The following is a 13,931-nucleotide window of genomic DNA, read 5'->3' as shown; positions in this document are numbered from 1 at the left end:
ATAACGATTAAAGTTCGGCAAATTCCGGTACAGGCGCCATACCGCGTGATTCGAGAAAGGCCAGTAAGCGCTGCGGCGAGACGTTCAGGATTCGATCTTCCGGGAAGTTCACCGCATCCAGAATTTTCCGGCACTCGGTGAAATCGCCAAGCGTAAAGGCCGTATGGGAATCAGAGCCTAACGCTACCCAGCCTCCCGCATCGCGTACGGCGGCAGCGACCGCACGGCAATTATCTTCGCTTCCTTTACGCGAATGCAGAAAAGAAGAGTTGTTGATTTCCAGCGCTACATGGTGTTTCGCCGCCGCCTGCGCGATGGCATTAACATCCACGGGATACTTTGGATTTCCGGGGTGGCTAATAATATGCACCTTGCCGTTGGCGATGGTTGCGATCATTGCCTGGGTATTGGTTTCTTTATCATGCGGCGCAAAAACGGGCTCATGAAAGCCTGCGATAATCAGATCCAGCGAGTCGAACATCTTTCCGGAACAATCAATTTCACCGTTAATATTCTTGATATTCGCCTCAATACCACGCAGTATCCCCACGCCGTCAACCAGACGCGGCCAGATGCGCATGTTAATAAAATGCCAGTGATGCGGCGCATCTTCCATGTCCGGACCATGATCGGTAATCGCAAAAAGTTTAATACCTTTGCGTTTGGCTTCCGCGATATAATCGCTCAGCGTACTGTAGGCATGAGTGCTGGCGACGGTATGCATGTGCAGATCAACGGGATACATTGCTCTCTCCTGTAGTCATTTCCGACAAGGATAGCAGGTATCGCCAGCGTTTTTTAGCGAAACCCGGCCCACGCCGGGTTGATGTCAGTATCCTCTCGCCCGGTCCACTTGCCCCGTCACCAACTCCCCCTTCGCCAGCTGGGTAATGGTGCGGGCAATATAATCGATGGCTTCTGCCGGACGGGTTACTGCCGCAATATGCGGCGTCATGGCGACTCGCGGATGGTGCCATAATGGGCTTTCCTGCGGTAACGGTTCCTGGCTAAAGACATCCAACATCGCGCCTTTTAGCTTGCCGCTATCAAGCGCGGCAAGCAAATCCGTCTCCTGAACATGAACACCGCGCGCGAGATTCAGCACGTAAGCGCCATCCGGCAATTGATCCAACAATTCGCTATTGATAATTCCCACCGTTTGGGCCGTATTCGGCAGCAGGTTAATCAGCACCCGAGTCTGGTTCAGGAAAGCGCGCAGTTCTTCACGCCCAGCATAACTTTCCACGCCAGGCCAGGATTTGCGGCTACGACTCCAGCAACGTAACGGGAACCCCCACACCTGTAGACTTTCTGCCACTTTTGAGCCCAGTACCCCTGCGCCCATGATACCGACGCTAAATTCCTCGCGGGTATATTCCGGCAACGGTTTCCATATCGCCTGATTTTTCAGCGACTGATAATCATCGAAACGACGGAACCAGTGTAATACCTGGCTGACGGCATATTCCTGCATTTGCAGGCCCATACCGGTATCTTCCAGGCGGAATAGAGGAATGGAGGCATCCAGCATTTCCGGATGCGCATTTAATTTACTCAGAATTGAATCCACCCCCGCGCCCAGCGCAAAGACGGCTTTTAACCGTCTTCCGGCCAGCATTTCAACCGGGGGCTGCCATACAAGCGCATAGTCTGCGGGGTTGTTATCACCGGCCTTCCATTCACGAACGCGCGCATGAGGGAGGACCTTCTCCAGCGCATTCACCCACCAGGCGGCGTTAAATGTCGGGTGATAAAAAATTATCTCCATGTTATCTCCTGAGCAGTATTGTGCGGAATGTGATTGCGCCTGTTGTCAGCGTTTTCAACGGGATGTGCAGCATAGCAAATTTCCCGGCGCGGGCAAAAAAAGCAGTTTTCGCTTATTAAAGCCACAGATTGGTGGAAGTTTGTATAAACGCGTTTTTTTTAAAAAAAGTTGATTGACGTAGAAAGGATATTTCCCTACATTAGCGCCCGTTCCAGTAATGCTGGAGCGACAATTTGGTGAGGTGTCCGAGTGGCTGAAGGAGCACGCCTGGAAAGTGTGTATACGGCAACGTATCGGGGGTTCGAATCCCCCCCTCACCGCCATCTTAAAGAAAGAGCTCGTACGAAAGTACGGGCTTTTTTTCTCATTAAGTCACCTTATCGGGGGGATGAGAACACCCGACCGGGGTTCGACAACTGGCGCAGCCAGTTGGACAGACGACGAGCCTGCGAGGAGACTGCCCGCAGGGCGAGCGCAGCGAGTCAATCCCCCCCTCACCGCCATCTTAAAGAAAGAGCTCGTACGAAAGTACGGGCTTTTTTTTCACCTAAAGCCACCCTAGAGGCTGAGGAATCCCCAGAAAAAAAGACAGGCATAGAGTTTTGTGATCTACTGATTGCGCTAACAAATTCAATGAGATCACCTCTATGCCTGCCCGAACATTATGCCAGAAATTTTTCCGTGGCGCTCTGAGCCCGTTTCATCAATATCGTCAGAATGCTCTTCTTGATGCTACCGTGGCTTTGACCCGTGGTGCATCACTTACTCTGACAAGCATCGGTCGCTACCTTCCTGGTTCAGCACAAGTCAAAAACAGGATAAAACGCGTTGACCGCCTGTCAGGTAATACCTCTTTGCATGAGGATATCCCGTTGATATTCCGTAATATTACATCACTCCTTACTCGCCAGTTTTCCTGGTGTGTTATCGCTGTCGACTGGAGCGGTTACCCGTCCAGGAATATCACATCCTTCGTGCCAGTCTTATCTGTGATGGGCGTTCAATCCCTCTGCTTAGTCGGCTTGTACCTTCAGCAAAGCAAAATAATTCGCTGATACAAAAAGAATTTCTCGATGAACTTCACCGGTGCGTAAATCCCAAAGCAAAAGTCATACTTATTACAGATGCGGGGTTTCAGAGTGCATGGTTTCGGCACATAAAATCACTGGGGTGGGACTTTATTGGCCGCATAAGGGGAACGGTTCAATTCTGTCTGCTGCATGATGGCGAAAGATGGCTGAAAATAACGGATGTTCGGGGTAAAGCAAGCCCGGAATATCCGGGAGCAGGATGGCTTGCCCGGGCGGAATATGCCCGGTGTTCAGGCCATTTTTATCTTCATAAAAGGGAAACCAGAGGACGTAAAAACCAGCGTTCCAGAGGGCGATTATCCAGCCCAACGACAGAAAAAGAAAAACGGACAGACATTCCGCCAGATCGCCATGAACTGGCATGCCGATCACCGCCGCTGGTCTGAACACTATGCGACGAACATCCGGCGCAGGCTGGAAATGTATGTATTCCCGGATATCGGGGACAAATACATCGATCAAATCGTCACAGAGGATCTGCTGTTTACCCTGCGCAAAGTGGAGAACAAAGGCTTTCTGGAGATCACCGCGCGGCTGAAAAATTACGTCACCGGGATCATGCGTTATGCGGTGAAAAAGCAGCTAATCAAATCAAACCCCGCTCTGGATCTGGACGGTGAATTTACGCCGCCGGAAACACAGCATTACCCGGCCCTGCCGCTTGAGAAACTACCAGAATTATTATCCCGGACGGATAACTACTCCGGCAGGCTGCTGACACGGTATGCGCTTAAGCTGTCGCTGCTGTTCTTTGTGCGCTCCAGCGAACTGCGCTTTGCCCGCTGGAGTGAGATCGACTGGCAGCAGAAGCTCTGGATAATCCCGGTAGAACGGGAGCAGATCGAAAACGTGCGCTTATCTCATCGTGGTACAAAGATGAAAACGCAGCACATTGTTCCATTGTCTGAGCAGGCGATGGCGATCCTGAAACAAACTGAAGCGCTCTCCGGGCATCTGGCGTTTATTTTCCCCGGCGAATACGACCAGGACAAGTGCATGAGCGACAACACCATCAACAAAGCATTGCGCGTGATGGGCTACGACACCAGAAAAGAGATCTGCGGTCACGGCTTCCGGGCGATGGCGTGCAGTGCGCTGAGTGAGTCGGGACGGTGGAGCAAAGAAGCGATTGAAAAGCAAATGAGTCACCAGGAAAGAAACAGCGTCCGTGCCGCCTATATTCATAAGGCAAAATATCTGGAGGAGCGGATCGCTATGATGCAGTGGTGGGCGGATTATCTGGATGCAAGCATGGATCTGTATGTGTCACCTTACCAGTATGCAGGCAACCTTAAGGAGGCCTCGTAACATGCCCCCCAAAGTCTGGTCGTTCTTTGCCCCGTTCAGGGGCAAAGAAACCATTCACGATCGGCTCACGAATTGCCCGGGATTCAGTTCCGGCACGGCACGGAATCCTGTCGTTTTTTTAAAGTTCATATTATGAACAAAATTATTCATTGAATCAGAAGGATCAATGGCATCCATATTCAGACGATCCAGTACCTGCCTGGTTACAGCCACACTAAGAATAGGTAACTCTTCCGGATAGCCCGTTGCAGTATTCAGCAATTCATCCACAGCAGTTACAATCACCATGTCATCAGGGAGCAGGTTAAGTAACTCGCGGGCCACCCGCAAAACACAACTACAGATATAATCCTGAAGTAATTCATTCCGTTTACCGACCGGCATTTTCTTTACAGACAGTTTCCCGCTTTTCAGTAATGATTTAATTTCAGTGGGGATGACATGTCCACCATGAACATGCAACGTCACCAGCAACACCCCGGATATCTCATCAATACAGAAGTGGATCGATGACCCCAATTCACTGAGTTCATCAAACGGAGCGAAAAACTCAATAGCATTTATTCTGGCCCGAGGCTCGCCATCCAGAATGCCAGTGGCAATTCCGGTCTGCTGTTCATGATCTGCAGAATCCTGCTGCCACTGCTGATAGAGTGAATCAAAGTTATCCTGGTCGTCCTTTTTCGCGACGTCAACGGCTTCATTCAGTTTCTGTTTTTTCTTCCTGTCGATCTTCAGCAATCGGGACAAAAAACCGGGGCGGTAGTTTTGCACAGCCTGTCTGGCCTGCGCTTCTTTGCTACCGAAAAAAACAGGCTGCACAGGGGCATCAGCCCGGGCTATTGACAGCCAGTCAACAGGATCTCCGCATCCTTTATGCACCGACTGCAATACATCAATATAATTATTCCAGACGTCAACTTCATATTCAGCCTGCTCCAGTTCGGCCATCCGGGCATACGCTTTTTGCTGCTTTTACAGTTCGCGTCTGCGCTTTTCTGCATCACGTTCAATTCGCCGGGAAGTCGCCTGTAATGAACGAATGGTGCCTTTCCATCCCATATAATAATCCACTCCTTTAACCAGCAATATATCCGGGAGCAACGCTCTCGTTGTGTACTGAACCAAATTGAATGACGACGCGGAATCCTCCCCCTCCTGACTTTTCCAGGTATCTTCCAGCGCACGGCGGAAAACGTGGTATTCTCAAATCACGAACCACACATTCATTATGTCCTGGTCATATAACTTCCATCCGTATTTCATGATTTTCTTTATTTATCATCAGACGTTTTCAGCATCAGTGAATTCCCCTCCAGTGACACGGTACGCGCCTTATCAGGATCGAGGTCATCCCGTGTCAGCACCAGTCGCCAGTCGTTCTTACGCGCATCCGGTGAGCGGAACTGTGCCACCAGCGCCACATATTGCGCTTTCTCATCCAGCAGCATATCCAGCGAGACGGTATTACCTGGACGCACCCACACATCCTTTTCGGCCACCAGGTCAGCGCCCAGTACGGTGTTAGCATCAGACTGCAGTGCCGCATAATCGGCCTTATCAAACGCCTGACGATCTTTCAACTGGTAGACCCACACATCCGTTGCCAGCGGCATCCCGTCTTCATCGGGATTGAGTGCTGCACGGGCCTTCAGATCGAGACGCAGGGTTTTCACCGTCTTGTAAAAGATGGCCGTTACCACCGATTTCGTGCCGTCGCTGACGCTCTGGGTCAGCCCGCAGCCGGACAGGAGAAAAGCCAGCGGCAGCAGCGCGGCCAGCAGTCGGTATTGTTTCGTCATATCACTCTTCAACGTCTGTCACCTCGCGGTGTTGTGGATTTTTCTGCAGTCCTTCGTAATAGCCCAGGCTGACGGTGAGACGGTCCGGCATCGCCGGGTCCGGTGTCATATCGTCAGGGTCGTGCCCCAGCAGGCAGGAGTACCCCATGTATACCGAATCGTCAGAATATTGGCAGGTCAGCCGTGGCCGGGGCAGTAACCGGCGCGGGAACGTCAGGGAAATATGCGCATCGTAGCGCCAGCCCAGATAGACCCGCAGCAGGGCCAGTAAATCGTTATACAGCGTAAAATCCGGGGGGAACCAGCCCTGCAAATCCGCTTTGCTTTCGGTATACAGCCGTATATCAATGGTACCGTTGACATCGGTGGCAACACCGCCCAGCACGAGATGGTCCCCCAGGCAAAATCCTCCGGCGGTACTCAGCGTCAGTTCCGGAACTTCCACCCGCCGCTTATGGTGCGGCAACACCGTGGCCGTCGTATCCGGCGTGACCATTTTCACCACCTGAGCCACCCCTTCGGCAGTCCGCCCCGGCACCTGCAGAGCGGGCAGCATGCCGAGAAAGCGCGACAGCGGAGTGTCCAGGTGTTCAGCGGTGCCGGGAATACCAAGCCCCGCCAGTCCCAGCAGGCACTGTGAAATGGCATCGGTGCCGCCATCCTCAAACGAAGCCGGGTAACTGTGCTTACGCCAGATACGGTAATACTGGGTTATCAGCCGGTGGTTGAAGATATCGAGAAAGTGCTCCACCGTCTCATGACCCTCACGCCGTTGCGTGATGTCATCAATATACTGGGTCGGCAGCGGCGACGTGATGCCGTAGAGCCCCATAAAGGTGGTTCTGACCGTGGGCGGCGAATCCGGATTATCATCCGGATTAATCTCAATGCCCTTAAACTCACCTGCCGGAAAGCCCATTCCGGCATACGGACGCAGACGCACCGGGTCATCGCCGATGCGCCTGCTGCTGCCGAGTGGTGGATACTCAGGATGCGTCTTTTCCAGCCACTGCAGAAAGCGGTAAAAATGGGTGTACGGCAGGCGTTCGCCGAACGCGTCATTTAGCGTCGTAAAGCTGACTGATGGTTCTCTTTCCATCGCAGGCAGTGTCCTGTCGGTTGCAGTATCAGGGTGAGGCGGTTAAACAGGTGCATATCGGCGTACTGCGCGAAGAAGCGGTTGAGCAGGCTGCCGAACAGCCAGACATCGCCCTCACCGGTAAACATCGTGGTGTCGAGGGTCACTTCAATGTCCACGCCCCGCTGTAAGCCGCGTTTCCAGTATTCCAGCCGGTGGTGTTCAACCCTGAGAATGCCATTCAGACGGCGACGGTTAACATCGCTGTCCGCCCAGTTATAGAGCGCCAGGGTATTACGCAGTACCTCTGCATTGTTCATCATCCACAGAAAGCTGCTGCCCAGGTGGCTCAGCAACTTCCAGTGAAAACGATTCTCACTGGGCGGATAGCAGGGTATGGAGGGGCGACAGAGGTTACGCACGCGCACCGGGGTCTGCTGTGTGCCGCAGAGTTGTTCCAGCAACACGCTCTGCAGGGTTTTACGCGGCAGACACCCATTGGTGCCGGTAAGGCTCAGCGCCAGAGGGTCATCCGGCTGCAGGCGCTCCCGTTCAAACGCTTCGCCACCGAGGATTAACCACGTTTCCGTACGCCCGGAGGGGCCACGCTGCACGCGGGTATGAAAGTAGCGGGCCGGTCGCTCACGCCGGTACATCCCGCCCTGCTGTTCAAAGAGACGAAACGATGTGTAACGCAGCGCATCCTCTTCAAACGAGGCCGCCACGGATTCAACCGCAAAGATTTCGGTATGCGGGTCATCATCGCGCAGCGGCTGCAGGCGATAGTCGGTCTGTTCTGCATTAATCGCCAGCGGACGCGCATCGAGGCGAAACAGGTTCACCACCGGCACGCAGTGCAGGCGCAGGTTCTCTTCGCTGACCGTGAAATCGTGCGGCCAGTGCTGCGTGAAACGTAACTCCAGCTCAAACCAGGGCAGCGTTTCAGGCCAGGCAACCTGCTCCAGCCCTTCCAGCGAGACGAACATAAACTTCTCGCGGAAGGTAAAGTATTCCAGCAGATGCTGATAGCTGCTGTACCCGCTCTTTTCCACCTCCCACAGATGCGCATCATCATCAAAGGCGCTGGCGCGAAAGCGCAGCGGTAAGGGCTGGCGGTCCATATTGCCCGGCAAACGAAGGTAGGCCTGGGCCACCCGGCGGGTCAGAAACAGATGCAGCAGTGAGGCCAGCGGCGCATCGCCGTTCAGGTATACCGGCAGCGCGGAGAGGTCGAGCCGCCGCCAGTCCGCCGTGTTACCGCAGGAAAAACGCAAACGCAGGGCGCTGGCACCCTCCGGCTCCGCAAAGACACTCGCCGTCTCAAGGGCGAGCGGCTGCAGGGTCAGCGGTCGCGTGGTGCGGTAACGACAGCGAATCCGGTTGTCGCCCACCGGCGCGGAAATCACTTCGGTGTGCTGATGCACCGTGTCGCTGTGCTTGAGTCCGTCCGGCTCAGGGGCAATTTCCACCACGCACATCGACGGCAGCGGGCGCAGATAGTGCGGCCACAGCAGGCTGATAACACCTTCGGTCAGTTCGGGGTAGTCATCATCGAGTTTCTGCCGAACACGCCCCATCAGGAAGGCAAAGCCCTGGAACAGGCGGGTCACAGACTCATCCATCGCACCGTTCATCGTCAGTCCCATCTGCCGGGCCTCTTCCGGATGCAGCTCAGCAAACTCCCGCGCCGCATCACGCAGGTAGCGCATTTCGGTGTCGAAGTAGCGGAGGGTCAGGTCGTCCATTAACTGTCTCCGTCTGGTATCTTTGCTTTTTCAGTACAGAACTTGATGATCATCCCGACGATACAGACCAGGAGAACGAAGGGACAAAAAGAGAGCAGACAATCAAGAATCCCGCCCCAAAAACCTCTGTAAAACGTACGGGTATCAGTAAAAAAGAGGACGCCGCTAAGTACCAGGAAAATAGCACCGGCAGCACGGGGACACATCAGGGCCGATGCCAGCATCATCAGGATAACAGGCAGCATCAGTAGCGCCTGCACGCCAGTTACGACCATATCTTTAAAGCTGGTGAAATGGTGAGAAAAGTGCATTGAGAAACCCTGCAGGATAAGTACTTAATAAGTCACAGATAGCGCATTCGTTGCCGAAGCCGCTCAGCGTTAAATCGTTCATTACAGTCCGTCTCCGCCACCGTTATCTGACGGCACATCAGGGACGCTATCCGTATCAAGGAACACCTGCTGCGGCAGTCTGAACCCTTTCAGCTTCAGCAGCGCCAGCGGGCCTTCACCTGCATCTGTACGCATCATAATGTTCAGCGGACTGCCGTCTTTCACCTTCCAGCTCAGAATAAAGGTGCTGTTGTCGGTGGCCTGGACCTGCGCCCTGTCCAGCAGGCGGATAAAGCCCCAGCTTCCGGGGTAGTCGGCGTAGATACGCTCTCCGGCGCTGACGCTGGTCCAGGTTAACGTGGTATGCGGTTTCCACTGGCTGTCCGGCCAGACGAACGGCTGCCAGTTCTCCACCTGGTTGTGGTAGTCCAGCTTTTGCTGGTCGAGATAGAGGTCGGTCTGCATCACGTCACGGGCCGGTTTGCCCATCAGCGCAAAATGTACGCTGGCGTCACCGCCGGTAAACGCCACATCCGCCAGTTCGCTGAGCTGGTTCAGGGCATTCAGGAAGTCCGGGTTAAAGTGCAGCCCCTGTGCGGCAATCGCATCCGGCACCCAGTGACGACCTTCCCTGCGCAGCACGCCGCCCAGGCTGGTTTTCACAAACTGCGTGATGCGCCCGGTGTCGTTACGCAGGTATTGCGACAACAGCGGCAGCGATGCTTCGCTCTGTTTATCCGGCGAAAACGGCCAGCGGTCATTGAAGTCCTGCTGCCAGTCGTTGACGATGGCCTGCTGCCATTGATTATTAATGCTCTCTGCAGTGGGCGACAGCACCTGCTGCCAGGCCTGCTCCATCGGTTGCACGAACACCGCCTGACCAAAGCCACTCCATTCCTGACCGAGACTGGCAGCCACCAGACTGCCGTAGTCACGGGTATCGGTGATATCCACCGATTTCCCCTGGAACACCGTCTGCGCCAGCGCCTGCATCATCGCCTGCGGGTCGGCGGCACCGGTGACCTGCTGGAGCTTAAGACGCACGCGGGTAACGCGGGTGAGGAAGGTCTGCAGACTCAGGCTGTTATCACCACTGCCCTTCGTGTCCATCAGCCCCAGCACAGGACCAAAGGCTGCATCGAGAGGACCGTGCGCTCCGGCTTTCTGGTCGATGGCTTTCGCGTCATCGGTACTGAGCAGATTTTTCGCTGATTTCACCAGCGAGTCGGTCAGAGCTTCCTGCTGTTGTCCGGCGCGCCCCTGGGTGTTGAGTGTGTTCATCAGCGCCACCAGCGGCGACTGGCGGACATCCGCCATCAGGGTGAGCTGGTCAATGGCATCCGAGAGCGTGGAGGCTTTCTGCCAGCGGATGCTGTTGAGGAAATCCAGCCAGGCGCTGGCATAATCAGTGAAGTAGCGTTCCGTCAGCCGGGCTTTCAGCGCTTCCGGAGAAATATCCTGCATCACCGGGTGCCGGTTATCGCTCAGCACCCAGTCAATCTCGTCCCGGCGTTCGCTGACCACTTTATCAATCGCCGGTTGAACCGCATCATCCCACGCCTGGCGGGTGAACATCCCCGGCACCACGTCATCGGTGGTGAACAATCGCGAGGCATCCGTGTCGCCGGTCATATCGGTGAGACGCATATCGGCGTAGTTACGGGAGACCTGCACCAGCATTTTCTGGTAGAGCGCCGATTCAGCATTACGCTGACCAATCAGGCGCAACAGGGCGCTGCGGGTGGTGGCGACCAGTTGCGGGTCTGAGGCAATTTTCCAGGCCGGGTGTGACGGCAGATTCTGCGCCAGAAAGGCCAGTTGTCGGGGCCCCTCGTACTGCCAGACACCGGGTGCCACGCCATCACGGCGTGGCCAGAGGGCCATCACCGTTGAGGTGAAGAAATTCGCGTCCATCTTCTCCGGACGGTTTAACATCAGCCAGGCTTTCAGCCAGTTATACGCATCCCGGCTCAGTTTTGCCCGCGGGTCGCTGTCAGCAGGTAGCGCATTCCAGGCGGTCAGCGCGTCACGCAACCTGGCGGCGGAGGCATCACGCAACAGCGGCAACGCGCTGCGGGCATACTCCGGCCACAGGCGGGCCAGCAGGTCATCATTCTGGCTCTGGCCAAAGCGGCTGTACCACGGCACGCCGTGCTGACTCCGGTACTGAAGGCGCGCCATCTCCCGCTGCAGCTCACCCAGTGCAGCCAGTCGTTTATCCGCGTTCTGGTGTTCATCACGGGCTGTTACTGCCAGTTGCTGTGCGTCGGTAATCTCCTGACGGTTGGTGTTCCAGGAAAAGAGTACGCCCGCGCAGGTCAGACCGAGGGCCACCAGCACCGCCTGATACAGCGTGCGCTCCCACGCCATTCCGGCACGCTGGATTCTGAGCGAGGGCAAATCGTTCAGAATGGCGTTCCAGCTGTTATCCGGCAGCCAGCGCTGCCTGTCGGTTCCGTCCTTCGGGTAAACCGCCGGGCTGAACATCACCCCGCGCAGCGGCACCGCATAGGGGCCGGTGAGCAGCGACACCGCCAGCGCATGAAAACGCTCCGCCATCCCGTTACGCAACTGCCAGCCCAGACGCAACAGGAAATCATGCGTATGGCTGCCCAGCCCCTGCTGCACGCCAGGCTCTATCAACGTGTCCGGTAGCGATTTCAGGGTCTCCACCAGCTCCGGCGGCGTGGTGTGCGGGGCCAGCAGGCAACCCACCGGCTGAGTCTCGCGGCCCTCCTGTGGCCACGCGCTCTTCTGCACTTCCCACAGATACAGCGGCACGCGCCAGCCCAGTTTTTTATAGCGTTCGTTAAGCTGGCGAACAATCAGGTCGCCCTGCATCGCCTGACGCAGTTCGCCGTCATAGACCAGCACTATCGCGCTGACCGCACAGCGTTTAAGTTTACGCAGCACCGCGATACGGGCGCTGTCGGCTCCCGGGAGCAGACTGCCGCCCCATACGGCGACAACGTTGTTGGCTTCCAGCCATCCGGCTTCCGTCAGGCCCGGTACAGCAAGGTCTGTCTGGTTCGGTGAACCGCAAATCACCACAAACCGCACTTTACTGCGCCAGGTCAGCCCGTAGTGATGCTTAAGGTAGTCACGCATCTCCGTGATATACGCCGGGGTGGAGACTTTTTCCCGCGCTGTTTTAGCCTGCCTGTCATCGTCTGATTTGGGCTCCCGCTGCTGATACAACCGGTAGCCAGCCATTACGGCCGTCAACAACGCCTGAACACCCAGCCAGACCAGGCCCATCTGTGCAGGAGAGAGTCCGTAATGTTTGCCCAGCAGCCATACCACTCCGGCTGACAGCACTCCCGATACCAGCGTAAACAGGGTTGCCCCCGATGGTCGCCAGACCTGTCCCTTAAGCGACATATTCACCTCCACTGCTGACACTCATCAAAAACGCCTCGCTTCCCTTAGCCAGTGCCAGCACCTGCGTTTCACGGGTATGTTCTGCCATCTGTATTGCCTGCGTGACCGCAAACCATGTTTCACCGTCTTTCATCTCGCCCAGCCAGTGAGGCAGATACTGCTGAACCGGTGATGCGGGTGGAATGACCGTCGCTTCCCCCTGCTCGGCTACAGCCTTATGCTGATGGCTCAGGGCGACCATCAGACGACTGATATGTGGCTGAGTGACCGCATCAGACCACACGCCTTTCATCGTATTGCTGACACACTGATATTGCAGAAACTGCCGGAGATCACCGTCAGGTAAGGTATTATCGGTGGGGAACACACGGTGCAGCGTGGCACAGGGCCGCAGCCCGGTACGGATATCCGGATGAGATAACAACCAGGCCACCGCCCCCTGAGTGCCTTCACTGCCAGGCGTCCAGTTATGACGGATAATGAGCCAGCCCGTACGCACCGCATCTTTCTGTTGCCAGAGTGTCATCTGGCGGCTGAAAGGCTCAGGCTTCATTTCCGAAAGCTGGATCGCCGACAGTGGCAGTGACAGCGCCGCCCACACCGACCGGAAACATTGCCAGTCGTCCTCAGACGCGCTTTCCGGCAGGCAGACCGTCAGCGACTGATTGCGGATGAAAATCTGTAGCGCCACGCGCAGCGGAGCCAGCAATTCGGTAAACAAATACGTGGCCCCCGGACATTCAGGCAGACGTAGCGGAGCCAACGTACTTACCGGCTCACCACTGTCCTGCGGTGTCCGCACCTGTTCAGGGAAAAGAGTACTGACGCCTGACACCACCATGCCTTCTTGAGCCCACCTCTGCCACTGCGCTTCCAGCATGGCGTTGTACTGCGTGGTGCCATCAGCGTGCTCCAGGAGTACGCCATAACGGTACATCCACCAGCCCGCAATCCCGGCAAACAGCAGTATCAGCACCACCACACCGGCAAAGGCGTAAACCAGCGCCCGCGAGTCATGCAGCCAGAAATAAATACCGCATCCGGCCATCACCACGGCTGAACAACTTAACATCAGCGACCGCCACCAGCCTGACCACGACGGCGCGGCAGGCCAGTGAACCGCATCCGGCGCGGGGATTTTCCATGCCATCAGATTCAGCTCCCCAGAATACCGCCGGTGGCGCTGGCGATCACCGTGCAGCCGCACTGGCACTGCGCACCATCAAAAGCAGCCTGTTCACTGTCTGACTGCCATTCCGGTGATGTCCCCACAATGCGATTAACGCCATGCCCTTCAATCGGGCAGGACACCAGATCGTTGAGTAATGCGGCTTTGATACCGTCGATAATCATGGTGGAAGAGGCGGAGATCACTTCCCCGCCGCTGCTAAGTTTGTCGTGCAGACGAATAATGCCCTTGCTCATA

Annotated in this window: 11 protein-coding genes, 1 tRNA gene and 1 pseudogene; 3 read left to right on the top strand and 10 right to left on the bottom strand. The window is 55.8% G+C overall.

Annotation, left to right across the window (positions count from 1 at the left end; genetic code table 11):
* Nucleotides 1–7: 7 nt before the first annotated feature.
* Together ACE15A_RS08480 and ghrA are read right to left on the bottom strand one after the other, a co-directional pair.
* Nucleotides 8–745 carry a phosphatase gene (locus ACE15A_RS08480; protein ID WP_023246029.1) on the bottom strand — a complete coding sequence of 246 codons (738 nt, stop codon included), beginning with the start codon at nucleotides 743–745 and terminating at the stop codon, nucleotides 8–10.
* 84 nt (nucleotides 746–829) lie between these two features.
* Nucleotides 830–1,768, bottom strand: a complete 939-nt coding sequence (gene ghrA / locus ACE15A_RS08475; RefSeq protein WP_023246028.1) for a glyoxylate/hydroxypyruvate reductase GhrA — start codon at nucleotides 1,766–1,768, stop codon at nucleotides 830–832.
* A gap of 235 nt (nucleotides 1,769–2,003) precedes the next feature.
* Between ghrA and ACE15A_RS08470 the strand changes: the two genes are divergently transcribed.
* The 3 genes and pseudogenes from ACE15A_RS08470 to ACE15A_RS08460 all read left to right on the top strand — a co-directional run bounded on the left by ACE15A_RS08470 (nucleotide 2,004) and on the right by ACE15A_RS08460 (nucleotide 4,167).
* Nucleotides 2,004–2,091 (top strand) — tRNA-Ser (locus tag ACE15A_RS08470).
* A 324-nt stretch (nucleotides 2,092–2,415) separates the two neighbouring features.
* Nucleotides 2,416–3,185, top strand: a pseudogene (locus tag ACE15A_RS08465) (IS4 family transposase); the annotation flags it as partial.
* Complete coding sequence (locus ACE15A_RS08460; RefSeq protein ID WP_255135956.1) at nucleotides 3,079–4,167, top strand: tyrosine-type recombinase/integrase; 1,089 nt, start codon at nucleotides 3,079–3,081, stop codon at nucleotides 4,165–4,167. The pseudogene ACE15A_RS08465 and the gene ACE15A_RS08460, both read left to right, overlap by 107 nt.
* Before the next feature lie 54 nt (nucleotides 4,168–4,221).
* Here the strand turns inward: ACE15A_RS08460 and ACE15A_RS08455 are convergent, their stop codons facing one another.
* The 8 genes from ACE15A_RS08455 to ACE15A_RS08420 form a co-directional block, all read right to left on the bottom strand.
* Nucleotides 4,222–5,118: a hypothetical protein gene (locus tag ACE15A_RS08455; RefSeq protein WP_206541415.1), complete on the bottom strand. Its 897-nt coding sequence runs from the start codon at nucleotides 5,116–5,118 to the stop codon at nucleotides 4,222–4,224.
* Nucleotides 5,119–5,441: 323 nt separating this feature from the next.
* On the bottom strand, nucleotides 5,442–5,969 hold the full coding sequence (gene tssJ, locus ACE15A_RS08450) for a type VI secretion system lipoprotein TssJ (protein ID WP_071891280.1): 528 nt from the start codon (nucleotides 5,967–5,969) through the stop codon (nucleotides 5,442–5,444).
* Nucleotide 5,970: 1 nt separating this feature from the next.
* A complete protein-coding gene (gene tssG / locus ACE15A_RS08445; RefSeq protein ID WP_053509559.1) occupies nucleotides 5,971–7,068 on the bottom strand; it encodes a type VI secretion system baseplate subunit TssG in 1,098 nt (365 codons plus the stop codon).
* Nucleotides 7,032–8,792 (bottom strand): type VI secretion system baseplate subunit TssF, encoded by a 1,761-nt coding sequence (tssF, locus tag ACE15A_RS08440; protein ID WP_053509560.1) that lies wholly within the window; start codon nucleotides 8,790–8,792, stop codon nucleotides 7,032–7,034. Before tssF ends, tssG begins: the two co-directional genes overlap by 37 nt.
* On the bottom strand, nucleotides 8,792–9,103 hold the full coding sequence (locus ACE15A_RS08435; protein ID WP_053509562.1) for a hypothetical protein: 312 nt from the start codon (nucleotides 9,101–9,103) through the stop codon (nucleotides 8,792–8,794). Before ACE15A_RS08435 ends, tssF begins: the two co-directional genes overlap by 1 nt.
* Before the next feature lie 81 nt (nucleotides 9,104–9,184).
* The gene (locus tag ACE15A_RS08430; protein ID WP_188085449.1) at nucleotides 9,185–12,505 is read right to left on the bottom strand and encodes an ImcF-related family protein; all 3,321 of its coding nucleotides are present in this window, start codon (nucleotides 12,503–12,505) and stop codon (nucleotides 9,185–9,187) included.
* Nucleotides 12,495–13,655 (bottom strand): hypothetical protein, encoded by a 1,161-nt coding sequence (locus tag ACE15A_RS08425; protein ID WP_053509564.1) that lies wholly within the window; start codon nucleotides 13,653–13,655, stop codon nucleotides 12,495–12,497. The genes ACE15A_RS08430 and ACE15A_RS08425 overlap by 11 nt, the downstream gene beginning before the upstream one ends.
* A gap of 5 nt (nucleotides 13,656–13,660) precedes the next feature.
* On the bottom strand, nucleotides 13,661–13,930 hold the full coding sequence (locus ACE15A_RS08420; protein WP_053509566.1) for a PAAR domain-containing protein: 270 nt from the start codon (nucleotides 13,928–13,930) through the stop codon (nucleotides 13,661–13,663).
* Nucleotide 13,931: the final 1 nt, after the last annotated feature.

It is taken from the genome of Salmonella sp. HY31 (genome assembly GCF_042604575.1).
GTDB lineage: Bacteria > Pseudomonadota > Gammaproteobacteria > Enterobacterales > Enterobacteriaceae > Salmonella > Salmonella diarizonae.
Note: the sequence above shows the minus strand (reverse complement) of the source record. Positions and strands in the feature narration are given on the sequence as shown.

Bases quoted from the DNA above. Each gene is read 5' to 3' on its own strand.
- ACE15A_RS08480 (WP_023246029.1), bottom strand. From the start codon at position 745: ATGTATCCCGTTGATCTGCACATGCATACCGTCGCCAGCACTCATGCC.
- ghrA (WP_023246028.1), bottom strand. From the start codon at position 1,768: ATGGAGATAATTTTTTATCACCCGACATTTAACGCCGCCTGGTGGGTG.
- ACE15A_RS08460 (WP_255135956.1), top strand. From the start codon at position 3,079: ATGCCCGGTGTTCAGGCCATTTTTATCTTCATAAAAGGGAAACCAGAG.
- ACE15A_RS08455 (WP_206541415.1), bottom strand. From the start codon at position 5,118: ATGGCCGAACTGGAGCAGGCTGAATATGAAGTTGACGTCTGGAATAAT.
- tssJ (WP_071891280.1), bottom strand. From the start codon at position 5,969: ATGACGAAACAATACCGACTGCTGGCCGCGCTGCTGCCGCTGGCTTTT.
- tssG (WP_053509559.1), bottom strand. From the start codon at position 7,068: ATGGAAAGAGAACCATCAGTCAGCTTTACGACGCTAAATGACGCGTTC.
- tssF (WP_053509560.1), bottom strand. From the start codon at position 8,792: ATGGACGACCTGACCCTCCGCTACTTCGACACCGAAATGCGCTACCTG.
- ACE15A_RS08435 (WP_053509562.1), bottom strand. From the start codon at position 9,103: ATGCACTTTTCTCACCATTTCACCAGCTTTAAAGATATGGTCGTAACT.
- ACE15A_RS08430 (WP_188085449.1), bottom strand. From the start codon at position 12,505: ATGTCGCTTAAGGGACAGGTCTGGCGACCATCGGGGGCAACCCTGTTT.
- ACE15A_RS08425 (WP_053509564.1), bottom strand. From the start codon at position 13,655: ATGGCATGGAAAATCCCCGCGCCGGATGCGGTTCACTGGCCTGCCGCG.
- ACE15A_RS08420 (WP_053509566.1), bottom strand. From the start codon at position 13,930: ATGAGCAAGGGCATTATTCGTCTGCACGACAAACTTAGCAGCGGCGGG.